The sequence below is a fragment of the Streptomyces lichenis genome (assembly GCF_023218175.1).
GTDB classification, from domain to species: Bacteria; Actinomycetota; Actinomycetes; order Streptomycetales; family Streptomycetaceae; genus Streptomyces; species Streptomyces lichenis.
Genome location: NZ_JALPTH010000011.1, coordinates 83,129 through 108,909 on the forward strand (window position 1 = coordinate 83,129; position 25,781 = coordinate 108,909).

The 25,781-nt window shown below is 72.8% G+C and carries 22 protein-coding genes; 9 read left to right on the forward strand and 13 right to left on the reverse strand.

Annotation, left to right across the window (positions count from 1 at the left end; all coding sequences use genetic code 11):
• Positions 1-20: 20 nt before the first annotated feature.
• Positions 21-3,767, reverse strand: a complete 3,747-nt coding sequence (locus M1O15_RS13370; RefSeq protein WP_248634019.1) for a helix-turn-helix domain-containing protein — start codon at positions 3,765-3,767, stop codon at positions 21-23.
• Between the two features lie 161 nt (positions 3,768-3,928).
• Here M1O15_RS13370 and M1O15_RS13375 point away from each other — a divergent pair, with 161 nt between their 5' ends.
• From M1O15_RS13375 to M1O15_RS13405, 7 genes are all read left to right on the forward strand, one after another.
• Complete coding sequence (locus M1O15_RS13375; protein WP_248634020.1) at positions 3,929-4,102, forward strand: hypothetical protein; 174 nt, start codon at positions 3,929-3,931, stop codon at positions 4,100-4,102.
• Between the two features lie 843 nt (positions 4,103-4,945).
• Positions 4,946-6,472 carry a type I-E CRISPR-associated protein Cse1/CasA gene (locus M1O15_RS13380; protein WP_248634021.1) on the forward strand — a complete coding sequence of 509 codons (1,527 nt, stop codon included), beginning with the start codon at positions 4,946-4,948 and terminating at the stop codon, positions 6,470-6,472.
• Entirely contained in the window at positions 6,469-7,044 is a 576-nt protein-coding gene (casB, locus tag M1O15_RS13385) for a type I-E CRISPR-associated protein Cse2/CasB (RefSeq protein ID WP_248634022.1), read from the forward strand. The genes M1O15_RS13380 and casB overlap by 4 nt, the downstream gene beginning before the upstream one ends.
• A complete protein-coding gene (locus tag M1O15_RS13390) occupies positions 7,041-8,429 on the forward strand; it encodes a type I-E CRISPR-associated protein Cas7/Cse4/CasC (RefSeq protein WP_248634023.1) in 1,389 nt (462 codons plus the stop codon). The genes casB and M1O15_RS13390 overlap by 4 nt, the downstream gene beginning before the upstream one ends.
• A complete protein-coding gene (gene cas5e, locus M1O15_RS13395) occupies positions 8,426-9,355 on the forward strand; it encodes a type I-E CRISPR-associated protein Cas5/CasD (protein ID WP_248634024.1) in 930 nt (309 codons plus the stop codon). Before M1O15_RS13390 ends, cas5e begins: the two co-directional genes overlap by 4 nt.
• Positions 9,352-10,077, forward strand: a complete 726-nt coding sequence (gene cas6e, locus M1O15_RS13400) for a type I-E CRISPR-associated protein Cas6/Cse3/CasE (RefSeq protein ID WP_248634025.1) — start codon at positions 9,352-9,354, stop codon at positions 10,075-10,077. Before cas5e ends, cas6e begins: the two co-directional genes overlap by 4 nt.
• Before the next feature lie 152 nt (positions 10,078-10,229).
• Positions 10,230-10,718, forward strand: a complete 489-nt coding sequence (locus M1O15_RS13405) for a hemerythrin domain-containing protein (protein WP_248634026.1) — start codon at positions 10,230-10,232, stop codon at positions 10,716-10,718.
• 109 nt (positions 10,719-10,827) lie between these two features.
• Here the strand turns inward: M1O15_RS13405 and M1O15_RS13410 are convergent, their stop codons facing one another.
• The 6 genes from M1O15_RS13410 to M1O15_RS13435 form a co-directional block, all read right to left on the reverse strand.
• A complete protein-coding gene (locus M1O15_RS13410; protein ID WP_248634027.1) occupies positions 10,828-11,106 on the reverse strand; it encodes an HPr family phosphocarrier protein in 279 nt (92 codons plus the stop codon).
• A 37-nt stretch (positions 11,107-11,143) separates the two neighbouring features.
• Positions 11,144-13,138 carry a PTS fructose transporter subunit IIABC gene (locus M1O15_RS13415; RefSeq protein WP_248634028.1) on the reverse strand — a complete coding sequence of 665 codons (1,995 nt, stop codon included), beginning with the start codon at positions 13,136-13,138 and terminating at the stop codon, positions 11,144-11,146.
• A 142-nt stretch (positions 13,139-13,280) separates the two neighbouring features.
• Complete coding sequence (pfkB, locus tag M1O15_RS13420; RefSeq protein ID WP_248634029.1) at positions 13,281-14,228, reverse strand: 1-phosphofructokinase; 948 nt, start codon at positions 14,226-14,228, stop codon at positions 13,281-13,283.
• Entirely contained in the window at positions 14,225-14,986 is a 762-nt protein-coding gene (locus tag M1O15_RS13425) for a DeoR/GlpR family DNA-binding transcription regulator (protein ID WP_248634030.1), read from the reverse strand. Before M1O15_RS13425 ends, pfkB begins: the two co-directional genes overlap by 4 nt.
• Positions 14,987-15,254: 268 nt before the next feature.
• Positions 15,255-17,351, reverse strand: coding sequence for an elongation factor G (gene fusA / locus M1O15_RS13430; RefSeq protein ID WP_248634031.1), 2,097 nt, complete (start codon positions 17,349-17,351; stop codon positions 15,255-15,257).
• Between the two features lie 468 nt (positions 17,352-17,819).
• Positions 17,820-18,227 (reverse strand): hypothetical protein, encoded by a 408-nt coding sequence (locus M1O15_RS13435; protein ID WP_248634032.1) that lies wholly within the window; start codon positions 18,225-18,227, stop codon positions 17,820-17,822.
• A gap of 120 nt (positions 18,228-18,347) precedes the next feature.
• On the opposite strand from M1O15_RS13435, the gene M1O15_RS13440 reads away from it, so the two are divergent.
• Positions 18,348-18,686: a helix-turn-helix transcriptional regulator gene (locus M1O15_RS13440; protein WP_248634033.1), complete on the forward strand. Its 339-nt coding sequence runs from the start codon at positions 18,348-18,350 to the stop codon at positions 18,684-18,686.
• 32 nt (positions 18,687-18,718) lie between these two features.
• On the opposite strand, the gene M1O15_RS13445 is transcribed toward M1O15_RS13440, so the two are convergent.
• From M1O15_RS13445 to M1O15_RS13470, 6 genes are all read right to left on the reverse strand, one after another.
• The gene (locus tag M1O15_RS13445; protein ID WP_248634034.1) at positions 18,719-19,387 is read right to left on the reverse strand and encodes a permease prefix domain 1-containing protein; all 669 of its coding nucleotides are present in this window, start codon (positions 19,385-19,387) and stop codon (positions 18,719-18,721) included.
• Positions 19,388-19,473: 86 nt separating this feature from the next.
• Positions 19,474-20,421, reverse strand: a complete 948-nt coding sequence (locus M1O15_RS13450) for a PfkB family carbohydrate kinase (RefSeq protein WP_248634035.1) — start codon at positions 20,419-20,421, stop codon at positions 19,474-19,476.
• Positions 20,418-21,407, reverse strand: a complete 990-nt coding sequence (locus M1O15_RS13455) for a zinc-dependent alcohol dehydrogenase family protein (protein ID WP_248634036.1) — start codon at positions 21,405-21,407, stop codon at positions 20,418-20,420. Before M1O15_RS13455 ends, M1O15_RS13450 begins: the two co-directional genes overlap by 4 nt.
• Positions 21,404-22,282, reverse strand: coding sequence for a carbohydrate ABC transporter permease (locus M1O15_RS13460; protein WP_248634037.1), 879 nt, complete (start codon positions 22,280-22,282; stop codon positions 21,404-21,406). Before M1O15_RS13460 ends, M1O15_RS13455 begins: the two co-directional genes overlap by 4 nt.
• Positions 22,279-23,259 carry a carbohydrate ABC transporter permease gene (locus tag M1O15_RS13465; RefSeq protein WP_248634038.1) on the reverse strand — a complete coding sequence of 327 codons (981 nt, stop codon included), beginning with the start codon at positions 23,257-23,259 and terminating at the stop codon, positions 22,279-22,281. The genes M1O15_RS13460 and M1O15_RS13465 overlap by 4 nt, the downstream gene beginning before the upstream one ends.
• The gene (locus M1O15_RS13470) at positions 23,256-24,680 is read right to left on the reverse strand and encodes an ABC transporter substrate-binding protein (protein WP_248634039.1); all 1,425 of its coding nucleotides are present in this window, start codon (positions 24,678-24,680) and stop codon (positions 23,256-23,258) included. Before M1O15_RS13470 ends, M1O15_RS13465 begins: the two co-directional genes overlap by 4 nt.
• Before the next feature lie 299 nt (positions 24,681-24,979).
• Between M1O15_RS13470 and M1O15_RS13475 the strand changes: the two genes are divergently transcribed.
• Positions 24,980-25,741 carry a DeoR/GlpR family DNA-binding transcription regulator gene (locus tag M1O15_RS13475; protein ID WP_248634040.1) on the forward strand — a complete coding sequence of 254 codons (762 nt, stop codon included), beginning with the start codon at positions 24,980-24,982 and terminating at the stop codon, positions 25,739-25,741.
• The last annotated feature ends 40 nt before the right edge of the window (positions 25,742-25,781 follow it).

Below are 25,781 nucleotides of genomic sequence, written 5' to 3' on the forward strand. Positions count from 1 at the left end.
TGCACCCCCTTGACCACCCTTCAATCACTCGGCCGGAGCCGGAGATGAGTCAGCGCGAGGTCCGCCAGCGGGGGCAGCGCGTCCGGGGCGAGCCGGGGCAGCAACGGCAGTGCGTAGTACCAGTGCTCAGTCGCCAGCACCTGCCGTACCAGGTGCCGAGCCCGCTCCTCGTCAGGAGCCGACTCCGGACCGAGGGCGTGAGCCAGCGCCAGGAAGCCAAGTCCGGAATCCCTTTGAGCCCCGTCGGCCTGGGCAGCGGGCACCACCGTCCGGACCCCCGCGAGGCAAGTCGCCACCGCAGCCAGAGCCGCCGCCCGTTCCTGCGAGGTCCCACCCCGTTCGGCGATCCGGCACCCCGCCTCGACCTCCCCGCGGGCCGCGTGCAGCACGGCCCATTCCGCGACCGGCGGACCCACGGCATGGGGCGTACCGGCCATGGATCGTTCCCAGCTCTCCAGCCTGGCCCCCAGCGGCGGCGAACCATGGGGGATCGGGCCCAGATCGAGCAGCGCATGCACCAGCACCGCGCGCGGGTCCCACGACCGGATGTCCTCCCCCTGGGCGGCGCGGAAACTCTCCAGCGCCGTGCGCATACGGGCATCGGGCCGTCGTGGTTCGGGGAGCGCCAGCAGGAGTTCCGCCACCTCGGGCAGGAGCCTGCCGCGAAGGTACGGCGCACGCGCCGACCGCTCCAGTACGGCGAGACGTTCCGCCACCAGCCGACCGGAGGCTCTGGAGTCGTACGGGGCCAGGCCCACCGCCACGGCGCTACGAGACTGCTCATCCTGGTGACGCGACGTGCCCCGCGCCCCCTCTCCGCGCGTCCACCGCTCCGCAGCCTCGGCGTCACCGCTGTGCGCCAGCGCCTGCGCGACCGCTCCCCGTACCACCGCGTCCTCCAGCCCCTCGGCCTCCGCCGCGGCCTCCCGGGCATACCGCGCCGCCTCGGCCGCGGCCCCGCTCGCCGAGCAGCCCATCGACACGGCGGCCAGACCCCTCGCCCGTAGACCGGCTTCGCCCGCACCTCCTGCGAGCCGCACCGCTTCCTCGACCTGCCCGTCCGCGGCCAGCGCCTCGGTGAGCGGCAGCCTCCACACGGGTCCGCCCACGGCCGCGGTCTCGCCTTCCCACTGCCCGAAGGCCTCCGCGAGCAGCCGTTCACCGCGTGCTGGGTGCCGCCTCAGTGCCTCCTCGATCGCCGCGACCTGGGCGGGCTCGACCGGCTCCGCTTCAGCGCCGGAGTACACGGCGCCTCCTGGCTCCAGCACGGCGAAGGCCGCCTCCCGGATGTCGTCGCCGAGCACATCGGTACGGAGCCGGTCCGGGACTTCATCCAGCGAGCCTTTGGCAGCGACCGGCTGTCCGACGACCAGCAGCGCGTGGACGACGCGGGCCAGAGTGGTGGACAGTTCGAGTCCGAGGTGGGCGCGGTCGGCGGGGGAGAGGCGGTCGGGGTCGGCGAAGGCGGCGCGCAGTCTCTTTCGCGCCTCCTTCGCCAGCTCCCTCGACTGCTTGCTCCTCGGTGCTGACGTGCCCGACACGAGGGCGATGGCACCGAGCGCCAGCAGGTCGATGTGGTGCAGGGAGTCTGTCGGCTCCAGCCGGGCGCAGAAGATCGCGACCCGCTCGCGGATCGCGGCGGTGCCCAAGGTCCTCACGTCCTTCTGCGTCACCCCAAGTGCGGCGGCGACGAAGCGAGCGAAGGCCTTGTCGTCCCTACCCGCCCCCTTGACCAACTCGGCCCAGGCTTCGAGCGCTTCCGCCTGCTCCTGCGGTCCGCCCCGGCTCAGCTCCTCCGCACGCTCCGCCAGAGTGACGAGGCAGTGGGTCCCCAGTTCCTGGGCGGCCAGGACTCGGGCCGCCCAGCCCATGGTTTCGCAGGCGACCACCGATCTGAGCACCGCGACCCCCGCCTCGCGGTGGCCGCTTGAGCGCAATCGGCACCCGACGTGTGCCAGCTCGGCGGAGGGCGGCTCCCCTCCGGCGTACGTCCTGGTGCGGTCGGCCGCCATGGCGTGCTGCGCCCAATGGGCTGTCTCGTGCGCCAGTTCCCCGCTCCCCGCCCGCCCCTCCTGGCCGAGCACCTCGACCACCTTCGACAGCGAGATCGCCCGGTCCGTGGCCTTTGGCGCCGACAGGGCCAGTTCCCGGGCCCGAGCCGTATCGCCGGCCAGCGCGAACAGCCGAGGGAAGTAGGGCGGTACGGGCCGTGCCTGCCAGGTCAGCAGGTCCCTGGACGCGGCGACCCGCGCAGCGAGCGTGAGGTCCGCGTCCTCCGTCCCGGCTATCAGGTCGAGTTGCCCGAGCGCCTCGTCCGTCAAGCCCGCCGCCACCATCCGCGTCTGGCGGCGAGGGTCGAGCACATACCGTTCCCGGCGTCCCTGTTGGCCGTCCAGCAGCCCCGGGTAGTGCGACAGCAAATAGCGCGGGGTCGAAGCCGGCCAACCGCGCCCCTGCCAGTCGTCGGCCCAGGCATGCAGCGCGTCGAGGCAGCGCACCCGGAGGTCGGCGTCCGTCCTCTCCCGCGCGGCTCGCAGCACTGGTTCTGGTACGAGGACATGGCCTCCGTCGTCGAGGCCGCCGCCGAGGCGGTGGCACCGGGCGACCGCCAAGACGCGTTCCGTCTGGACGCGTTCCGTCCTGGCCAGTTCTGTCAGGTCACGCAGGCTCAGGTTCGATCCCGCACAGGCCAGCAGGCCCATGATGGTGCGGTCGGGTTCGGCCTCGTAGAGCGGCGCAAGCACCTCACGTGCCTGAGCGGCGGCGTAGCCCGGCAGCAACTTCACGGGGGATAGCGCCCGTACCACCCCGGTCTGCCGCAGTGGGTGGTCCGAGGGCACATCCGGTGGTGGCTCGGTGACGGGGAGACTCGACACGATGACCCGGATGGTGCGCTTGTCATCGTGCTTGGACGCTCGCCGGGGGCGGGGCACGTCGGGATACGGGAGCAGTGCCGGGATGCTCAGCAGGCCGAGGTGGTCGTCCCGCACGCCGCCCTGCCACGCCTGCCAGGCCGCGTCCCGGTCCAGTCCATCCACGATCACCAGCAGCCTGTGGCCCTTGTTGGCACAGCGGATGGCGACATTCTGGAACAGCTTCTGCAACTGTTCGGGGGTGACGTCCTGAGGGACGGCGGGCTGCTTCCGGTCGAGAAGCTCGTACAACCGACCCACCAGCTTCTGAGTGACGTACGAGGAGGGCGTCCCGCCAGGCGTTGAGGGAACGAACCAGCCCACGACCTCGAGGTTCTTGTCCTCTCGCAGTTCCTTCAGGAAGTCTGCGATAAGGGCGGACTTCCCGGCGTGACTCGCCCCCTGCCACCAGAGGTACGACGGCGCGTCGCTTCCGGTGGCCTGGACGAAGTCCCGCATGGCCTGGAGTTCCGCGACTCGATCGTGCAGGGCACTGTTCACGAAGTCCTCGGCCCCGAAGCGGGCTAACCACTTTCGCAGCTCTCCTCGGCCCTCGGCGCTGCCCCGGCGATCCGCGCCCTCCTGTTGGGCGGACTCCAGCAGATGGTGCCATGTGTCATCAAACCCGGCAGTCTCTCCGAGCTCCCCGCGCAGCTGTCTCACCAACTGCCGTAGCCGGTCCGCGTTGGTGCCCCGGGGCGCCACCTCACCCTTCCGCCACCTGTCGACTGCTTCCCGGCTGACGCCCACTCGAGTCGCGCAGTCCGAAGGGCTCAACCCGGCCTGGGTCAGGAGGCCCTTCAACGCATCGCCGAAGTCCATCCGCCTCTGATGTGTCTTCGGATTGGTGTCCATCAGACTCCCTCCCTGATGCATGAATGTGCATGACACGTCCGTTGACCTGCCGCTTTTCAGTGGTCTCTCACAGGCCTCGGTTAACCGGCCCCAGCTCGCCAGAGTGGAACCACAGCCCGGCACTCGAAGCCCGGGCGCTCTGCGGAAGGACCACCGTGCCCGTGCTTCCTGCTGCCCTCCACGACGCTGCCATCCTTGCCGTCGCCGGCGCCGCGACCTATCCGCTCGTCCTCGCTACCGTGGCCCTCACCTCCATCCTGGCGCGCACCCCCGACCGCCGCCGCGATGCCCGAGCCACCCTCACCATCCTGATGAAGCGCCGCCCGCCGCGTTGACGAGGGAGTGCCTCAACCCGGGAGAGCGTGAGTGCAAGTGGAACTCACGCTTGCAAGGGCATGCGCAAGCCAAGATTGCCCCGATCGGGTGGATGTGCAGCGTGCCCGCTCGTGCCCTCTCCCTGCCGCAGGTGACCGTCGTACGTTGGCCTGGTGAGATCGCAATGCAGACCTCACCCCAACGAGTAAGGAGAAGTCGATGGTTATCCAGCTGTCGCTGAGGATCCACTTCAGGAATCAGCGGTCCTGCGTACGGCCGAGCCGCGCAGGCGGGAGGACCGGGCCGCGCAACGTCCGCCGGCCAGTTCCCGGCCAGCGTCACCACTGATCGCTGACCTCTCTGCCTGCTGACGTATGCGGTCTCGGCGACTCCTAATCGCCGAGACCGCTACACCGGACGCCAGCGGCTTCGCTCTGTCCGCGGCAGCCGACACGAGCGAATCAAGGCCGGATGGCATTATGCGGACGGCCGTCCAAGGGGCGGCCGTCCGTTTCGGCAATCAGAAACCATACTCCGATGCGCCACCGGTTTTCCCCAAGAAGGTAGTGTCTTTGTAGACTTCATGGGAGCCGGAACAGAATGAGCCTGCACTTGCGGGAATGGCCCGTCACGTATGTCCAGGGCATGGGCGAGCCCTCCACCCTGCGCAAGCGGGGATTTTGGAGCACTGGTCGCCGCACAGATGTGCGTCTTCCGAGGGGTGTCTTGAAACGACCTGAACGCCAACACGCTTACTGCTAGGGTCCCTTGGGTCACCTTTCGGAACCTGACGAGCGGCCCGCCTCACCTTGTCCGACATCACCGCCCCGCGTCCCTCCTGGGATCCTCGGCACCAAGCGTGTGTGCCCGCCCTGACCGCCAAGGGCGAAGACATCCATTTTTCGCTGCTCGATGTCCTCCGGCGGGCCGATGAGCTGCACGCCCCCCTGTGCACTACCCCGGGGGAGGCGGTTGCGCTTATCGAGTACCTGCTGGCCATCTGCTTCGCGGCCGAGGACTACCCGGCGTCCCCCGACGAGTGGTGCACCTGGGTGATAGAGGGACACCCGTTCGACAAGGCTGTGGAATGGCTAGCGGACGGGGCGCCAGGTGATTGGGACCTCTTTCATCGGGACACCCCGCTGGGCCAGAACAGCCAGTTGCGATGCAAGATGGACGTGGAGGGCACCGGCCCGGCCCAGCTGATTCTCGAACGAGTGGGCGACTACAGCCAGTTCTTTGATCACCACCACCTTGAAGACCCGACGCCGATCCCGGCCGCTGAGGCGTTCCGGGCGCTGTTGGTCCAGCATGTGTACGGGCTGGCGGGGCGGGCCCGGCTGTCCGGAAAGTGGCTCGGGCCGAAGCTGACCAATCTGGCCGCAGGGCGGCTTCAGAGCCGCATCCGGGTGGTGGCGCAAGGCAACACACTTGGGGAAACACTGCGGTTGAACCTCTACCCGGCCGCCGGCGGCGAGGTCGGCCGGTTCAACCACTCGTGGACGAGCGCGATCTTCAGCCGCCGTGGTTTCCAAACCAAGCCGCCGGGACGCGTCACCTCCGGCCCGGCGGACCTTCACAGTTGTCTGGGACGCTCGGTTCTGCTGGAGCCGGTGACGGCGGCGAATGGCAAGGACGTGCTGGTCACCCGCGTGCTGATCGGTGCCGGTGAGATTCTCGAACTCGACCCGGAACGTGATTTCGAGGACGCGGTCTCGAAGCAGAAGGTGAACGGGCACGGGAGGCCGCTCTGGCCGTCGCCGACCCGGGCGCTGTGGCGTGACGCCCACGCGCTCTACACCGCGGCGACAAAGGAGGAGAAGGGACTGTTCGGTCGGCTGCGCACTCTAGCCGCGAGGACAGGGGACGGCCTCGGCGGTGGCTCGCCGTACACCCTCTGGGCCGTCGGGCTGCTCGCCGACAAGACCCTGGTCACCACCTGGACGGACGGCTATTTTCCGTACGCCCCATCCCAAGAGATCGAGCTGTGCTGGGCCTCCCAGCACGGCTCCGCCGTCGCGGAGCGGATTGCCGACGGTCTGGAGCGGGCCGCGTACGCGGCGTGGAAGATCGTGTATCCGAACCCGAAACCCGCCGACCGCCCGGCCCAGCAGGCCCGGTTCGACGCGCGCCGTGAGTTCTGGCCGGCGGCTGAGCAGCCGTTCCTATATCTGCTGGAGGAAACGGCCCTGGGAGCCCCCGCAGCGCAGGCCCTCCCCGACTACACCGCCGAGCTGCGCCTGCTGGCAGAGGACTTCCTCAAGCACCGCCTGGACTCGCTCCCCGCCAACGACACCGGCATGCGCGCCCGGGCCCGGGCCGAACAGCGCTTCCGGGAGTGGCTTGCCGCACCCGGTGCCCCCGTAGAACTCCGAGGAGGGAGTGGATGAGGGACAGCAGCGGACTTGAGTGGACCGGGCCCGTCCCGGACCAGCGGGGCGGAGACCAGCTCACGGCCTGGTTGGTGTCCCTGGTGCACAACCGCGAGTACGGCAGCCTGGCCGAACTGCGCCGTACCAGGACGACCGACGCCCATATCCGCGCGGGCTGGTTCAGCCCACAGAAGCACCGCGAGATCTACGAGAACGTGGCCTTTCTGTTCGGCGTCTACCACCAGGGCCGGTCCACGCCCTTGTACGGCAGCGGAAGCCTCGGCACGGCGGCGCGCAGGATCGGGGACGGCACCGGGCGCGGGCCCGACAACCCGGGCGCGCAACGGCTGCTGGCGCGGGTGGTGGCCAGTCGCCGCATCCCCTGGCGGCACCTCCAGCACACGGTCACCCGACTGCGCTCCTGTGAGCAGCCACCGCCCTCCTGGACCCGGCTCACCGACGACCTGACCCGGTGGTACGACCGCCGGGCGCGCATCGCCTACGGGTGGTCGGTCGACTTCCACCATCCGGGAACGCGCGGCCGGACCGGAAGCAGCACCACCACGACGCGGAAGGACGCGACCCAGTGACCCAGGCCCCCCGAAGCCAGTTCCTCTCCCTGCATCTGCTGGAGACCCTGGTCGCCGTGCTCCCGGTCAGGGACGAGAACGGCTCCCCGAAGAGCCTGGTCTATGGCGGAGTCGAACGTCATATGATCAGCAGCCAAGCGCGCCGCCGGGCCGAACGGGTGCACGCACGGAACCGGGCCAACGCCGGGATCGGCGCCCTGGCGGGTCGCAGCACCGGGCTGCGTACCCGGGAGTGGGCGCTCATCACGGCCAGGAGCCTGGAGACCGCGCACGGATGGGAGCGGGAAGAGGCGGTCGCCACCGCCCGCGCCGTCATCGAGGCCACCGGGCTCAAGTTCGGTGACCGGGCCAAGAAGACCGTGGCCAATCTGACCAAGGTCCTCCTCTTCGCCCCTGCCGACACGGGCGACCGGATCGCCGCCTACGTTCATGAGAACGCCGAGGACTTGCGGGCCTGGCGGGACGACTACCTTGCCGCGCAAGAGAAGGCGGCGGCCGGAAAGGGGGGAGGACGGCGGGGAGCGCGGAAGGGCTCTGCCCGTGCCGCAGACGGCGGCGACGTCGAACCCGACGGCACCGAAGACACGACGGAAACGACAGGACCCGGCGAGACAACCCTTCCCCCGCTGGCCAAGCGCCACCGCGACGCCGTACTGCTCGCCATCGCCCCCCGGGACGCCATCGACATCGCGCTCTACGGCCGCTTCCTCGCGGAGATCGCGGACTCCCCGAATGTGGACGGCGCCGTGCAGAGCAGCCACGCCTTCACCGTCCAGGAGGCCGAGCAGGTGGACGACTTCTACGCGGCCGCCGACGACGCCAAGCTCCACCGCAAGCGCAACGCCCTGGACTTCCTGGACTCGGCGGACGACTCGGGGGCCGGGATGACCGGCTACCAGTCCCTGATCTCCGGTACCTTCTACCGCCACGCTGTCCTGGACCGGACCCAGCTGCGCACCAACCTCCGCATCGCCGGGATGACGGAGGCCGAGGCGGAGGACGCCGCCGTCGCCGCCGAGAAGGAGTTCGTGAACGCCTTCGTGGAGGCGTTTCCCGAGGCGAAGAAGAACTCCACGGCGTCTACCGGATCGCTGCCCGCGCTGGTCCTCGCCTTCGAGGGGGAACGGCCCTACAACTACGCCGCCGCCTTTCAGCTGCCTGTGGACGAGAACCCGCTCGACAAGGGCGGCGAGGGTCCGGCGGGTCCTGCCGCGGTGCGCAGACTGCTGGCCCACCACGCCTTCGTGAGCGAACGCCGCCCCGATCTGACCGATGCACGGGTGCTGACCTACGACCCGCAGATCGACGCCGTGCTGAGGGACGCATCGAGGGAGGCGGGCGCGAGCGTGGTCGCCGTGAAGATGATCGAGGAGCTGACGCGGTGAGCCACGTCCTGCTCATCCGGCTCGCCGCTCCCCTCCAGTCCTGGGGTGTGGCCAGCCGGTTCTGGCGGCGTGACACCCACAGCAGGCCGACGAAGTCCGGGGTCATCGGACTGTGCGCGGCGGCGCTCGGCCTGCCACGCGAGGCGCCTTCGGATGACCCCGGGGATCCGCCCGGACCTGATCCGCTCGCCGAACTGGCTCCGCTGCGGTTCGGGGTGCGGGCCGACCATCCTGGCAAACCGGTGCGGGACTACCACACCGTGGGCGCCGGCCGGTATCCGCTGCGGCCTCGGGACCTGGCCACCGACCACCGCCGGGCGGCCGCCGCACTCGCGGTCGGCGAGGAGGCCGACGACCTCGCGCAGGGCGGCGAACCGTCCCCTCACCTCGTACGACCCTTCGGGCGGAAGGAGTTGGCGGGCTGGTACGGGGCGCCGAAGAGGATCGCGGCCGATCCGCTCTCCGGGACGCTGGTCTCCGCCGAGGTGCGGCGCAAGGCGCTGATCACGGAGCGCTGGTATCTGGCCGACGCCACCTTCCTCGTCGGGCTCGAAGGCGAGGACAAGGACAGGGCGCTGCTGGAGCGGATCGGGCATGCCTTGGAGCATCCCCGGCGCCTGCTGTGGTTGGGGCGCAAGTCCTGCCCGCCGTCCGGGCAGTTGGCGCTGGGTGTCTGGCCCGGCAGGCTCAGGGAGGTCTTCAGGGCGGTGGCCCTGCTGCCGGCCTTCTATGAAGCGCCTCCGCGCCGACTGGACCCACGGCCGTGGGCGTGGATCGAGAGCGGGCGCCCCCTCCCGGGCACCGGTCCGGTGATGGACCAGCCGGTCGGCTTCCACGCCATGGGACCCCAGCACCGCGCCCGCTGGGAGACCCGGGAGCGCGTGGACATCAATCCGAACGCCCGTGATTGGAACATCATCCCGTGACCGCGCCCCGCACCACGGCCGCCAGGTTCGTCGCCACCCACACGCTGCTCACCCTGGACGCCAGGCACCCCTACGTGGCCAAGTCGCTCATCGACGCCCAGGACATGCACCGGACGGTGATGAGCGGCTTCCGGGGCTGGGTGGACGACGGCAGCGCCGACGCCCGCTCCCAGATGGCGGTGCTGTCCACGTGGACGCTCAACCTGCGTGAGGCCCTGCTCTCCCTCGTGGTTCAGTCTCAGGTGCCCGGCGACTGGAGCCGGATCCCGCGGGCCGCCCTCGCCGAGGAGGCCGTCACGCTGACGCTCGACCGGACCTTCCGCATCGGTGACACGGTTGACTTCCGGACCGTGGTCAACCCCGTCCGCAGCCTCCCGCCCCCCTCCGGCTCGCCCGAGAAGACCCGCGGCGCTCGGGTGCCGCACACCCGGCCCGACCATGTGCGGACCTGGTTCACCCGCCGGCTCCAGCCGCTCGGCGAGCCCTCCGTGGTGGAGGCCACCGGCCTCACCCGGCTGGGGGCCGACGCGCACCCGGACGACCTGGGCGTCCGGATGCTGCCCCAGGTCTCCAGCCCCTCGCCGCACAAGGGGCTGCGGCTGACGCGCGCGGAGATCAGGGGCAAGCTGACGGTGACGGACCCGGCCGTGTTCGTCCAGGTGCTGACCCGGGGACTGGGACATGGCCGGGCGTACGGCTGCGGACTGATCCTGGTGCGGTGAGGAGGGACGGAGGCTCGGCGACTCCCTCGGCGGCGGGCGGTGTGGGAGGCGGTCGGCGGGGCACCTGCTCGGCACGCTCGGTCGGCGGCCCCCTACGGGGCTCGGCCGGGCGTTCGAGACCCCGGTATGAGAGCACGAGAGGACGTACCCCGATGGCAGCCGACGACGTGGTCCGGCTCATCCTCGCCGACCATCGCACCATGGAGGACCTGCTGCGGCGTATGCGCAGCGTGGACGAGGACCGGGCCGGTGCGCTGCGCGAGTTCTCCGGTCTGCTGGTCGCGCACGCCGAGGCCGAGGAGGCGGAGGTCTACCCGGCGCTCAAGCGATACAAGAACGTGGACGACGAGGAAGTGGAGCACGGCTCCAAGGAGCACGACGACGGCAACGCCGCGCTGCTCGCGCTGCTGGAGACCGACCAGGACGACCCGGAGGCCTGGGACGAGGCGCTGGAGAAGCTGTCCGAGGCGGTGACCCACCATCTGGACGAGGAGGAGCGCAGCCTGCTCAACGACACCCGGGAGAACGTGTCCGACGAGCGCCGCGACGCGCTCGGCCGGGCGTTCCGGGACCGGCGGGCGAAGCTGCTGGACGCCGACTGCGGCAGCGTGGACAACGTGCGGCGACTGGTGGAAGGGTGAGGGCGGACGGTACGTCCTGAGGGTGGACGGCGCGTCCCTGGGAGCGGGACTCCCGAACCGTGACGGCGGAAGTCCCGCTCCGACGGCGTTCAGCCGCGCGAACGCCCCGTCACACCTGCTCCCTGGCGTCCAGGTCGGTGGCGAGCAGGGCGGCCAGCTCCTCGACGGCCGCCTCGGCGCCCTCGCCCTCGGCACGCAGCGTCAGGGTGTCGCCGTGCCGGGCCCCGAGGGCGAGTACGGAGAGCAGGCTGCGGGTGTCGACCGGGGCGCCGCCGTCCCGGGCGACGGTGACCCGGACCGGCTGGCGGCCGGCGGCCTGGACGAACAGCGAGGCGGGGCGGGCGTGCAGCCCGGAGGCGGAGCCGACGACGGCGGTGCGCTCGAACATGGGGACACTCCTGAAGTGAGGCGAAGGGGGCGGGGGGTCAGGCCGCGGCGGGGGTCTTGGCGGGGGGGTCGGGCGAGGGTTCGGCCTCGGTGGTGGGATGGTCGGGGGCGGTCGGGTGGCGGCGGCTCTTCAGCAGGACGACCAGGGCGGCCGTGACCAGCGTGCCCGCGGCGATGGCCACCAGGTACAGCAGCGGCCGGCCGATCAGCGGGACGACGAACACCCCGCCGTGCGGGGCGCGCAGGGTCGCGCCGAAGGCCATCGACAGGGCGCCGGTGACGGCACCGCCCGCCATGGCGGAGGGGATGACCCGCAGCGGGTCGGCGGCGGCGAACGGGATGGCGCCCTCGGTGATGAAGGAGCCGCCCAGCACCCAGGCCGCCTTGCCGTTCTCCCGCTCGGCCCGGCTGAACAGCCGGCCGCGCACGGTGGTGGCCAGCGCCATGCCCAGCGGCGGCACCATGCCCGCCGCCATCACGGTCGCCATGACCTTCAGACTGCCGTCGTTGGGGGTGGCCAGGCCGCCGACGGCGAAGGCGTAGGCGACCTTGTTGACCGGGCCGCCCAGGTCGAAGCACATCATCAGACCGAGCAGCACCCCGAGCAGGACCGCGTTGCCTCCGGAGAGCCCGCCCAGCCAGTCGGTCATCGCCCGCTGGAAGGAGGCGATGGGCTTGCCGACCACCACGAACATCAGGAAGCCGACCACCGCCGCCGACAGCAGCGGGATCACCACCACCGGCATGATGCCGCGCAGCACGGCGGGCACCTCGACCCGCTGGATCACCATGACCACCGCGCCCGCCAGCAGACCGGCGACGAGGCCACCGAGGAACCCGGCCTCGATGGTGACGGCGATGGCGCCGCCGACAAAGCCGGGCACCAGACCCGGGCGGTCCGCCATCCCGTACGCGATGTAGCCGGCCAGCACCGGGACCAGGAAGCCGAAGGCGGCGCCGCCGATCTGGAACATCAGGGCGGCCCAGCTGGCGGTCTCGGTCCACCGGAAGTGCTCGGCCACCGAGGGGGCCTCGGTGATCCCGTAGCCGCCGACCGCGAAGGCGAGGGCGATCAGCAGACCGCCCGCCGCGACGAACGGCACCATATAGCTGACGCCGGTCATCAGCCAGGTACGCAGCCGGGTGCCGAAGCCCTCGCGCTCACCGCCGCCGGCCTGCCGGTCCATGGGCGCGGCCCGGTCGGGCGCCGGAGCCCCGGTCTCGCCCCGCTCGGCCCGGGCGCGGGCCTCGGCGACCAGTTCGGCCGGACGGTTGATGGCCGCCTTCACCCCGGTGTCCACGGTGGGCTTTCCGGCGAACCGGGCCTTCTCGCGTACCTCGACATCATGGGCGAGGACCACGGCGTCGGCGGCCGCGATGACGGCCGGGTCGAGACGGGTGAAGCCCGCCGACCCCTGGGTCTCGACGGCGATCTCCACTCCCTCCGCCTCGGCGGCGCGCTGAAGGGCCTCGGCGGCCATATAGGTGTGCGCGATACCGGTGGGGCAGGAGGTGACCGCGACGATGCGGAACGGGCGGTCGGTGACGGTAGGGGCCGGTCGCTCGGGAGCGGGGGCGGCCGGAGGCTGCTCGTCGTCGCCGCGGATCAGGGCGGCGGCCCGTACCGGGTCGCCCTCCGCCCGTAGCGCCGCGGTGAACTCCTCGTCCGCCAGCCGCCGGGCGAGGGCGGACAGGATGGTGAGGTGGTCGGTGTCGGCGCCGGCCGGGGCCGCTATCAGGAAGACCAGGTCGGCCGGGCCGTCCGGGGCGCCGAAGTCGATGCCCCGGGCGCTGCGCCCGAACGCCAGGGTGGGCTCGGTGACATGCTCGCTGCGGCAGTGCGGGATGCCGATGCCGCCCTCCAGCCCGGTCGGCATCTGCTCCTCGCGCGCGGCCACATCCGCGAGGAAGCCCTCCAGGTCGGTGACGCGGCCGGCGGCGACCATCCGCTCGGCCAGGGAGCGGGCGGCGGCCTGCTTGGTGTCGGCGGAGAGGTCGGTGTCGACCAGCTCCGCGGTGATCAGTTCGGTCATCGCACGGCTCCTTGCCGGGGGTGCGCCCGCGAGGGGTGGGGAACGGCGGATGGTGGGGCGGCGGTGTCCGTTCGGGCAGTGGCCAGGGGAAGCGGACGGACGGATTCGGGCATATGGCAACGGGGTGGGGTGCGGCGAGGGGTCATGGCGCCGGCTCCGTGAGCGGGCGGTCGAGCGGGATCTCCCGCCCCGTGGTCACCGCGGCGGGCGCCAGGTCGGACGGCGTCGGCATCACACTGCCGGGCAGCTGCACGGCGGCCGCGCCATGGGCCACCGCGGCGGCGAGCGCCACCGGGCCGGTGCCGCCCGCGGCGAGGAAACCCGCCAGGGAGGCGTCGCCCGCACCCACGTTGCTCCGGACGGCGGCGGCCGGGGCGTGCCCGAACCAGCTGCCGTCCGCCTCGACCAGCAGCTGCCCGTCCGCGCCCAGGCTGGCGAGCACGGCGCCCGCACCCCGTTCCCGCAGCTCCTCGGCGGCCTTCACGGCGTCGCCGACCGTGGCGAGCGGGCGGCCCACGGCCGCGGCGAGCTCCTCCGCGTTGGGCTTCACCACATCGGGCCGCGCCCCGAGCGCGGCGGTGAGCGCGGCCCCGGAGGTGTCCAGGGCGACCCGGCCGCCGGCCCGGTGGGCGCGGGCCACCAGCTCCGCGTACCACTCCGGGGGCAGCCCGCGCGGCAGACTGCCGCAGCAGGCGATCCAGTCGGCCCCCGCGGATCGCACCCGGACCGCCTCCAGCAGTGACTCCGCCTCGGCCGGAGTGAGCTCCGGGCCCGGGGCGTTGACCTTGGTGAGTGTGCCGTCGTCCTCGACCAGGGTGATGTTGACCCGGGTCGAGCCGGCGACCGGGACCCCGGCGGCCTCGATGCCCTGGGCGCCCAGCAGGCTGCCCAGCAGCGCCCCCTCGGGGCCGCCGAGCGGCAGCACCGCGACCGTCCGGCCGCCGGCCGCGGTCACGGCCCGCGAGACGTTCACGCCCTTGCCGCCGGGGTCCACCCGGTCGCGGGCGGCGCGCAGCACGGCGCCCCGGTCCAGCGACGGCAGCTCATAGGCGCGGTCCAGGCTGGGGTTGGGGGTGACGGTGAGGATCATGCGCGGACCACCTCCGGGCCCTGGCGCTCGACGGCCCTGGCGTCCTCGTCGGACAGCCCCCGGTCGGTGATGAGCAGATCGACGTCGGAGAGCCCTCCGAAGCGGGCGAAGTGCTGCTGGCCGAACTTGGCCGAGTCGGCGAGCAGCACCACCCGGCGGGCCGCCCGCACGGCGGCGCTCTTCACCGCGGCCTCGGCCAGGTCGGGCGTGCTCAGCCCGCCGTCCGGGCAGAAGCCGTTGGTGGCGAGGAAGACCACATCGGCCTTGATCTCCGCGTAGGCCCGCAGCGCCCAGGCGTCCACGGCCGCCCGGGTGCGGTGCCGGACCCGCCCGCCGACCAGGTGCAGTGCGATGCCCGGGTGGTCGGCCAGCCGCGCGGCGATCGGCAGCGCGTGGGTGACCACGGTCAGCTCCGACTCCATCGGGAACGCGGCGGCCAGCCGGGCGCAGGTCGTTCCGGCGTCCAGGATCACGCTGCCGTCGGCGGGCAGTTCGGCGAGCGCGGCCCGGGCGATGCCGTCCTTCTCATCGGCGGCGACCGCGTCGCGCTCGGCGAGGTCGGGCTCGAAGTCGAGATGGCCGGCCGGGATGGCGCCGCCGTGCACCCGGCGCACCAATCCCGCGCGGTCGAGGGTCTTCAGATCGCGCCGTACCGTCTCGGCGGTGACCTGGAACTCCTCGGCGAGGGACAGCACGTCCACCCGGCCGCCCTCCCGGGCCAGCCGCAGGATCTCCTGCTGGCGCTCCGCTGCGAACATGTGGGTTTACATCCGTTTCATGACCGACTCTGTGGTTTTCCCGGATGCTACGCCTGCGTCGCAGGGAAGTAAACAGTGAAGTACACAGATGTGGGCATGGATCGGAGCGAAAACAACATCGCAGCCGCAGGGAAGCAAGGCAGGAAGCGGAGGGGCCGCGGGGCGGGTGCCCCGCGGCCCTGACCGGCCCCGGCGTCGGCAGCCGGCCGCCGTCACCATCCCGGCTCTCGGTCCCCAGCTCCCGGTGCCCGGCTCCGGGCTTCCGGTGTCAGCCGAGCGAGCCCGTCCTGCCCGTCCCGCCCGTCCCACGCGGTGCCGGGGCGTACCCGTCGGGACGGGAGGTGAAGGAGCCGCGGCCCTGGGTGCGGCCCCGCAGCCCGGAGGCGTAGCCGAACAGCTCGGCCAGCGGGACCAGGGCCGTGACCACCGCCGCACCGGAGCGCACCGACTGCCCGGTGACCCGGCCGCGCCGGGCCGCCAGATCGCCGAGCACTCCGCCGACGGTGTCGGCCGGGACGGTGGCCGTCACCTCGGCCACCGGCTCCAGCAGCACCGTCCCCGCCGTGCGCAGCGCCTCCCGCAGGGCGAAGCGGCCCGCGGTGCGGAACGCCGGCTCCGAGGAGTCCTTCACATGGGTGGCCCCGTCGGTGAGCGTGACCCGCACCCCGGTGACCGGATGGCCGCCGAGCGGACCCTCGGCGAGCGCGTCCCGGCAACCGGCCTCGACCGCCCGGACGTACTCCCTCGGCACCCCGCCGCCGACCACGGCGGAGCCGAACACCAGGTCCGCGCCACCGGCCGACCCGGCGTCGTCCAGCACCTCCACATCGATGACGACCTGGGCGAACTGGCCCGCGCCGCCGTCCTGTTTGACATGCCGGTAGACGAAGCCGCGCACCGCGCCCGCCGGGGCCTCCCGGTAGGAGACCTGCGGACGGCCGGAGTTCAGGGCCAGCCCGTGCTCACGGCGGATCCGCTCCACCGCGACCTCCAGATGGAGCTCGCCCATCCCGGACAGCACGGTCTGGCCGGTCTCCGGGTCGGTGCGGACGGCCAGCGAGGGATCCTCCTCCACCAGCCGGGCCAGCGCCGACGCCAGCCGCTCGGTGTCGGCGCGGCTGCGCGCCTCCACCGCCACCGAGACCACCGGGGCGGCCGCCGTGGGCGGTTCGAGCACCAGCGGCCGGTCCGGCGCGCAGAGCGTCGCACCGGCCCGGGCGGCCTTGGGGCCGACGACGGCGACGATGTCACCCGCGAGGGCCCGGTCCACCTCGGTGTGCCGGCCTGCCTGGACCCGCAGGATGCGGCCGATCCGCTCGGTGCGGCCGGTGCCCGCATCCAGCACGGTGTCCCCCCTCCTCAGTGTCCCGGAGTAGACCCGCAGCGAGGTCAGCCGGCCGGTGGCCGTGGACGCCACCTTGAACACCAGCCCCGCGAACGGGCCTTGGGTGTCCGCGGTGCGCTCCTCGACCGCCCCGGCGTGCTCACCGCGCACCGCAGGCACGTCCAGGGGCGAGGGCAGGTAGGCCGCGACCGCGTCCAGCAGCGGTTCGACACCGCGGTTGCGGTACGCCGAGCCGCACAGCACCACCACCGCCTCACCGCCATGGGTGAGGTCGCGCAGCGCCGCCGTCAGCGTCGCCTCCGACAGCTCGGAGTGCTCGCAGAACTCCTCCAGCGCCCCCGGATGCAGCTCGGCCACCGCCTCCATCAACCGCCGTCTGCGCTCGCGCACTTCGTCGGCCAGCTCCTCGGGCACGGGCTCCACCGCGAACCCGTCCGCGCCGTCCGTCCACACCAGGGCGCGCGGGCGCACCAGGTCGACGACACCGGTGAACGCGTCCTCCCGGCCGATCGGCAGCTGGACGACCAGCGGTACGGTGCCGAGCCGTTCGCGGATCGAGGCGGCGGCCGCGTCCAGGTCGGCGCCCGCCCGGTCGAGCTTGTTGACGAAGGCGATCCTGGGCACGCCGTGCCGGTCGGCCTGGCGCCACACCGACTCGCTCTGCGGCTCCACCCCGGCCACCGCGTCGAAGACCGCGACTGCCCCGTCCAGCACCCGCAGCGAGCGCTCGACCTCGTCGGCGAAGTCGACATGGCCGGGTGTGTCGATCAGGTTGACCCGGTGCCCGGCCCACTCGCAGCTGACCGCGGCGGCGAAGATGGTGATGCCGCGGTCGCGCTCCTGCGGGTCGAAGTCGGTGACGGTGGTGCCGTCGTGGACCTCGCCGCGCTTGTGGACGGCCCCGGCGAGGTAGAGGATCCGCTCGGTGACGGTGGTCTTGCCGGCGTCGACATGGGCGAGGATGCCGATGTTGCGGACGGCGTCGACAGTGTTGACGGTGGTGTGAAGGGTGCTGCGCACGGCCCTTGGCCTTTCGGGCGGGAGGAGAAGAGGGGCGGCGCGATGGGGCCCGGACGGGTGGCCCGCGGGCGTACCGGAGCAGGCCGGGTACGGCGGGGCGGCGCACCGGCACGGGCAGGAGCCCGCGACGGTACGCGGAGAGGCCTTCGGCGGGGACGGTACGGGGCCGGCGGGCGGTGCCGCGTCGGCGCGGGCGTCAGAAGGCGGTCGTCACGGGCATCCGGTGACGGCCGCGCAGCCGGCACCGGACCCCCGAGGACACCATGATCACGTCGTACCGGGACCGGGGGACGACGACAGCGGCGCGGTGACGCACGGCCGGTCTCCCCTCACTCGTCGACATGGTTCACATGGTCCAACGGCGCCGCGGATCCATGCCGTTCGGCGCACGAGCCGACTGTAGTGAGGCCGACCGGTTCCACGACACCGAATTTCCGGGCCGGGGGCGGTACACCGGCCACCATCTGTTCAGGGCTGGCGGCGCAGCAGGGCCAGGGCGACCAGTCCGCAGAGCGCGCCCTGCGCGGCGTTGAACACCACCATGGCGACCATGCCCGGCACCGGAGGCAGCTCGGCGCCGGCCAGGAAGGGCTGGAGCGAGAGGTTGAGCAGCAGCGCCAGCACCCCGTAGGCGACGCCCGCGAAGGCCAGCGACTCCACCGGGCGCGGGAACCGGCGCACCACCGCGGTGGCGGTCCACACCAGGATCACCACCACGGTGAGCAGGATCGGGCCCACCGGCTTGCCCAGCGGGCCACCGTCGTACGCCCCGGTGATGCTCAGCACCGGCCGCAGCAGTGCGAAGGCCCCGAGCGCGATGATCACCGCCCAGGGCAGTGTGCCGAGACCCTGGCGGGGCGGGGTCGGATCGGTCATATGCGTGCCCCCTGACGTCCGGCGGCCGGAGGGAGCAGCACCCCCGCAGCCGTCCCATCAACATACGTAGCTGAGCTACATGTAGGCATGCGACACTAGCAGCTGCTGTAGATTGCCTGCATGTTGTCCGAAGCGCTGCGCGGCCATCTGGACGCGCTGATCCTGGCGGTGCTGGAGGGCGAACCCCTCCACGGCTACGCGGTCATGGAGGCACTCCAGGTCAGGAGCGGCGGCACGCTGGACCTGCCGACCGGTTCGCTCTACCCGGCGCTGCGGCGGCTGGAGCGGTCCGGGCTGCTGGAGAGCGAGTGGAGCACGGTCGGCGGCCGCCGTCGGCGTACCTACCGGCTCACCTCCGCGGGCGGGCGGGCCCTGGCCGCCGAGCGGACCGAGTGGCGGAGCTTCGCCGCCATGGTGGACGGAGTCCTCGGGGCGGGTCCTGAGCCCGCGGCGGACTGACGGCGGCCGCCTCCCCGCCCGTACCCGAGCCGTCAGACGGCGGCGAGGCAGCGGCGGCCCGCGAGGGCGACGGCGGCCAGTGGAAGGTGGAGCAGCAGCAGGGTGCCGGGCAGCCCGGTGGGGCCGAGCAGCGCGCCGGTGGCGGGGCTGGTGAGGGTCATCAGCACGCCCAGCACCGCGAAGAACCCGCACACCGCGAACGCCAGCACCCCGGCCGTCCGCACCAGTCGGCGCGGGGACAGCCGGGGAGGGGTGAGACGACGGGGCAGCCCGGCGCCCGCCGCGCAGGCGACCGCCAGGGCCAGGGCGACGGCGGCGGTGCCGCTCCACCGCGCCAGGGCGTCGACCAGTGGGAAGACGGGCCCGCCCGGCCCGCTCGGCCCCGCCCCGAAGAGGCGGTCCAGCAGCCACCAGGCCACCGGCTGGGCGGTGAGCACCGCGCAGATCAGCAGCGCGGTGCGCCGGCCCTCGGCCAGCCCCAGTTCGCTCTGGTAGCCGGGGGCGATCAGCCGCACCGGGCCGAAGTCGGCCACGGCCCGCCGTTCCGCGTCCTCCCGGTCGAGCCCCGCCTCCCGGTAGGCCGCCGCCGCGTCCTCCAGTCCGTCCCGAGCCTCGGCGAGCAGGTCCGCCCTCAGCCTTCGCGGGCCGCGCAGGGAGCGGCCCAGCTCGGCCATATGCCGGTCGATGTGCCGGTCTTCCACCCGCCACCCCCTGGCCGTGCTCCGCGCCGTACTCCCGATCGTCCACTCTAGGCGGCGGGGGAGGGGAGCCGAGGGCCACCGGCAGCTCAGAGCCGCCCCGCCTCCAGCGGCAGGTCCGTGCCGGGCGTGAAGCCCTCGGGCAGGTCCGCGCCCGGCCGGGCCACCACCGAGGCGGCGACCCCGGCCGCGTACTCCAGCAGCCGCCGTACCGACTCCTCCGGCGTTTCCGGTCCCGGGACGCCCTCGCGGGCGAAGCGGTCCAGGCAGGCGGCGGTGAAGGCGTCCCCGGCGCCGATGGTGTCGGCCACCCGCACCGGCGGGGCGGCCGCCCGGACCCGTCCGCCGCCGGGCAGGAAGGCGGTGCTGCCCCGGGCGCCCAGGGTCAGCAGCACCAGCCTGCCCCCGGCGGCGAGTTGGGCGCAGCTCTCCTCCGGTGCCCGGTCCGGCCACAGGGCCCGCAGGTCCTCGTCGCTCGCCTTCACCACCCGGGCCAGCTCGCACAGCCGGCGCAGTCTCTGCGCCCCGTCCACCGGATCCAGGGTGCGGTCGGCGCGGACGTTGGGGTCCACCACCAGGCGGCCGAGTGCGGCGGCCCGCTCGGCGACGGCCGCCACCGCCCCGGCGGCCGGCTCCCGTACGGCGGCCAGACCGCCGGCGTACACCGCGGCGAACCGGTCGAGCCCGCCGGACGGCGGGGTGAGCTCGAAGGTCGCGGTGGCGTGGAGGTGGAAGTCGTAGCGGGTGGACTGGCCGTCCGGGTCGGCCACCGCCAGCGCGGTCGGCAGCTCCGAGCGCCCGCACAGCGACAGATCGGCCCCGGCCCGCCGCAGCCGCTCCTCGCACCGGCGGCCGAAGGCGTCCGAGCCGAGGGTGCCGGCGAACACCGCGTGCCCGCCGAGCCGGGCCAGGGCGGCGGCCACATTCGCCGCCGCCCCGCCCGGCAGCGGGCGCAGGCCGCCGCCGGCCGCCGGGACCAGGTCCACCAGGGCCTCGCCCACCACCAGCACCGGCCGTGCGGCGGCCTCACCGCTCACGGCTCCACCACGATCTTGCGGCCCTGCCCGGCCGCGAACCGCTCCAGCGCCTGCGGATAGGCGTCCAGCGGGAAGCGGTCGCTGATGAACACGCTGGCGTCCAGCACCCCGGAGGCGAACAGCGCGGCCGCGCGTTCGAAGCTGTGCAGCACCGCCATGGAGCCGGTGATGGTGATCTCCTGGTTGTAGATCCGGTACGGCTCGATCACGGCCGTGGTCGCGTAGTCGGCCACCCCGAACTGGAGGAAGGTGCCGCCCTTGGCGACCCGGCCCAGCCCGTCCTGGATGGCGCCCGCGTTCCCGGTGGCGTCCACCACCACGTCCCAGCCGTCCGGCTGGTCGAACTCCTCGGCCCGGGCCCCGGCGCGGCTGGTGCCCAGCAGCCGGGCGGTGGCCAGCCGTTCCGGGTTGATGTCCAGGATGTCCACGCTCGCGGCGCCGGTGCGCTTGGCCAGCTCCAGCATCATCAGCCCCATGGTCCCGGAGCCGTAGACCAGCACCCGGGCGCCCAGGGTGCTCCGCAGCACGTCGTAGCCGCGCACCGCGCAGGACAGCGGTTCGATCAGCGCCGCGTCCCGTACGTCCACCTCGTCCGGCAGCTTCACGCAGTTGGCCACCGGGGCCAGCGCGTACCGGGCCGCGCCGCCGGGCACGGTGACCCCGATGGCGGCCCAGTTGTCGCACAGGTTGCCGCGCCCCGAGCGGCAGTAGCGGCACTCGTGGCAGTGCAGCGAGGGGTCCACCGCCACCCGGTCGCCGACCGCCAGCTCCCGTACCTCCGAGCCGGTCTCGGCGACCACCCCGGCGAACTCATGGCCGGGAACGACGGGCAGGGTGGGGGCGAACTCGCCCTGGAGGATGTGCAGATCGGTGCCGCACAGCCCGCAGGAGGCCACCTCCACCACCACCTGCCGGGGCCCGGGGGCGGGGTCGGGCACGGTCGTGACGGACACCTTGCCGGGGGCTTCGATCAGCGCTGCCCTCATTTGACGGCTCCCAGGGACAGGCCCTGGACCAGTTTGTCCTGGGCGGCGAAACCGGCGGCCAGCACCGGCAGGGACACCACGACGGACGCGGCGCACATCTGGGCCAGGAACAGTCCCTGGCTGGTGACGAAGGAGGTGAGGAAGACCGGCGCGGTCTCGGCCCGCACCCCGGTCAGGACCCGGGCGAACAGCATCTCGTTCCAGCTGAAGATGGTGCAGATCAGCGCCGTGGCCGCGATCCCCGGCGCGGTCACCGGGGCGATGACCCGGGCCAGCACGGTCGGCAGCCGCGCCCCGTCCACCCGTGCCGCCTCGATGATCGAGACCGGCACGTCGGCCAGGAAGGACTGGAGCATCCACACCGCGATCGGCAGGTTCATCGAGGTGTACAGCAGGACCAGCAGCCAGATGTTGTCCAGCAGCCCGCTGTTCTTGGCGAACAGGTACACCGGCAGCAGCCCGGCGATCACCGGCAGCATCTTGGTGGACAGGAAGAAGAACATCACATCCGTCCACTTCTCCACCCGGCGGATGGACAGCGCGTACGCGGCGGGCAGCGCGAGCAGCAGCACCAGCAGCGTCGAGAACACGCTCGCCATCAGCGAGTTGAGCAGCGGCGCCCACGGCTCGGCGCCGAAGAAGGCCCGGTAGCCGTCGAGCGTCAGCGGCGCGGCCAGGGACGGCGGGCTGGTCGCCGCGTCCGGCTCCGAGTGCAGCGAGGTCAGCAGCATCCACAGCGCCGGTACGCAGAACAGCAGCCCGGCCACCCAGGCCAGCAGCCCCAGCGCGGCACCCCGGCGCCGGGCCCGGCGGGCCGCCGGCGGCAGCGCCCCGGACGGGCGGCCGGGTGCCTTCGCGGTCGTCAGGACCGTCATCCGCGGCCCACCTCCTCACGGAACAGCGAGGACACCACCCGCAGCGCGAAGGTCGCGACGACCAGGGTGCCCAGCACCACCAGCACCCCGGCCGCCGAGGCGAGCCCGTACTCGTGCGCCTTGTAGAACGTCTGGTAGATCGTGTACGGCAGGTTGGCGGTGCCGAGCCCGCCGGAGGTGATGGTGAACACCGCGTCGAAGTTCTGCACCACATGGATCGAGCCCAGCAGCACCCCGAGCTCCAGATAGCGGCGCAGATGCGGCAGCGTCAGGAAGCGGAACGCCTGCCAGGCGCCCGCCCCGTCCAGCCGGGCCGCCTCCAGGGTCTCGGCCGGACGGCTCTGCAGCCCGGCCAGCAGGATCAGCATCATGAACGGCGTCCACTGCCAGATCAGCGCCAACTCCACCGCCAGCAGCGGCATATCGGAGATCCAGTCCGGCTGGGCCGGGCTCTCCACGCCGAACAGCGAGGTGAACCACGCCCAACCGCCGTTCAGCAGACCGTACTCGGGGTTGTAGAGGGCGTGCTTCCACAGCAGCGCCGCGGAGACCGGCACCAGCAGGAAGGGGGTGATCAGCAGGGTGCGCACCACCCCCCGGCCGGCGAACGACCGGTCCAGCAGCAGCGCCAGGCCCAGCCCCAGCACCACACTGACCACCACCACGGTGGCGGTGAGCAGCACCGTGGTGAGCACCGACTCGCGCAGCGCCGCGTCGGTCGCCACCGAGGCGTAGTTCTCCAGCCCGGCGAACGAACGGGCGTCCGGGGCCAGCGCGTTCCAGTCGAAGAGCGAGATCAGCAGGGTGGCCACGAAAGGAAGCTGGGTGACGGCGATCAGGAAGACCAGGGCGGGGAGCAGCGGGGCGCGGGTCGCCCAGCGGCGCGCTGTGCCGCCTCCCCGGACCGTACGGGACGAGCCCGGCCGCTGCCGCCCGGCGGCGGCCCGGTCCTCGACGAGGGTCGCGGGCGCGCTCATCGGCGGCCTCCGGCCACCTTCTCGGCGAGCTTCTGCCCCTCGTCCAAGGCGGCGCCGACCGAGGTGCGCCCGGCGATGGCGGCGCTGACCTCCTGCGACACCCGGGTGCCCAGATCGGTGAACTCCGGTATGGCGACGAACTGGATACCGGGCGCGGGCCTCGGCTGGACCCCGGGGTTCCGCGGGTCGGCGGCGGCGATGGCCTCCCGGGTCACCTCGGCGAACGCCCCGGCCTCCTTGCGGTACTCGGGGATCGCGTAGGTGGAGGAGCGCTTGCCCGCCGGGACGGCCGCCCAGCCGGCGTTCTCGCCGACCAGCCGCTCGTACCCCCGCCCGGACGCCCAGGAGATGAACTTCCAGGCGTCACCGCTCTTCTCCGACGCCTTCTGTACGCCCCAGGCCCAGGTGTAGAGCCAGCCGGAGCTCCTGGTCCGCTCCACCGGCGCCGCCACATAGCCCACCTTGCCCTTCACCGGTGAGCCGGCCGCCTCCAGACCGGCGGCCCCGGCGGTCGCGTCGTACCACATGGCGGTCCGCCCCTGCGTCATGTTGTTGAGGCACTCCGCGTAACCGGACTGGGCGGCGCCGGCCTGCCCGTGCTTCCGCACCAGGTCCACATAGAACTCGGTGGCCTTGCGGAACTCCGGCGAGGTCAGCCCCGGGGTCCAGTCCTTCTCGAACCAGGTGCCGCCGAAGGTGTTCACCACGGTGGTCAGCGGGGCCATCACCTCACCCCAACCGGGCAGGCCGCGCAGGCAGATGCCCTTCATCCCGGGCTCGGCCCCGTCCGCCTTCGCGGCCAGTTCGGCCACCTGGGTCCAGGTGGGCCGGGCGGGCATGGTGAGGCCCTTCTTCGCGAACACGTCCATGCGGTACATCAGAAAGGACGACTCGCCGTAGAACGGCTCGGCGTACACCGAGCCGTCCACGGTCAGCGACTCGCGCACCGGGGGCAGGATGTCGTCCTGGCCGAACGCCGCGTCCCCGGCGATGTGCTCGTCCAGCGGATGCAGCCAGTCGTTGGCCGCGTAGATCGGCACCTCGTAGTTGGAGATGGTCGCCACGTCGTACTGCCCGGCCTGGTTGGAGAAGTCCTGGCCGATCTTGTCCCGGACGTCGTTCTCCGGCAGCACGGTGAACTCGACCTTGATCCCCGTCTCCTCGGTGAAGTGCTCGGCGGTCAGCTTCTGCAACTGCACCATCTGCGGGTTGTTCACCATCAGCACGTTCAGGGTGCCGGCGCCGCCCCCGCCGATGCCGCCCTCACCCCCGGCGCCGGCGCACCCGGCGAGCAGCAGTAGCGCGGCGAGGGCTCCGGCGGCCCGCCGTACCGGCCCGCGCCGGGACGGGGCGAAGGCGCGGACCGGGGCCGGTCGTGGTGTGCGGGGCGTCGGCGGGGGAGGGAGGTACGGGGACGGCATGCGGCTCTCCAGTGCGTGTCGGATGCGCCGGACGCGGGGCGACGCCCGGCTGCGGGTCCGTTTCTATCCCCGGGGCACGGCCGGGGACCGCTTCGTCGCCGCACCGATCGTGCCCGGTCCTGCCCGGAGCGTTTCCCGCGTCGGTGCAGGTCGCAGCCGTGCACGGCGGTTCCGGGCGGCGAGGGGCTGCCCGTTTCCCTTGGCGGCCGTGCCCGTTTCCCGCCCGGACCGTACGATCACCGCCACCGGTGCGCCTCGCGAGCCCGCCGGTCCGGCACGCCTCTCGAAAGGACACGCCCATGGACTCCGACGAGCGCAGGCGCGCCATCCTGGACCTGGCCCGGCGGCAGGGCTCGGTGGAGGTGGCGGCGCTGGCCGGCCGGCTGGCCGTGGCGCCCGAGACGATCCGCCGCGATCTGCGCGCGCTGGCCGAACACGGGCTGGTCCAGCGCACCCGGGGCGGCGCCTACCCGGTGGAGAGCGCCGGTTTCGAGACCACGTTCGCCACCCGCACCACCCGCCATGTGCCGCAGAAGACCCGGATCGCCACGGCGGCGGCGGAACTGCTCGGCGACGCCGAGACGGTCTTCGTGGACGAGGGTTTCCTGCCCCAGCTCATCGCCGAGTCCCTCACCGGCGAACGCCCGTTGACCGTGGTCACCGCCTCCCTCGGGGCGGCGGCCGCACTGGCGCCCCGGCCCCACACCACCGTGCTCCTCCTGGGCGGCCGGGTACGCGGCTCCACGCTCGCCACCGTCGACCACTGGGCGGGCAGGATGCTCGCCGGCTTCGTCATCGACCTGGCCTACATGGGCGCCAACGGCATCTCCCGCGAGCACGGGCTCACCACTCCGGACCCCACGGTCGCCGAGGTCAAGGCCCAGGCCATCCGCAGCGCCCGCCGCCGGGTGTTCGCCGGGGTGCACACCAAGTTCGGCGCGGTGAGCTTCTGCCGCTTCGGCGACGTACCCGAGCTGGAGGCCATCGTCACCGACACCGGGCTGCCGCTCGCCGAGGCCCACCGCTACCAGCTGCTCGGACCGCAGGTGCTGCGGGTCTGACAGCGGCGGGCGCCCGGCCCCTTCGGACGGCTCCAGGTCC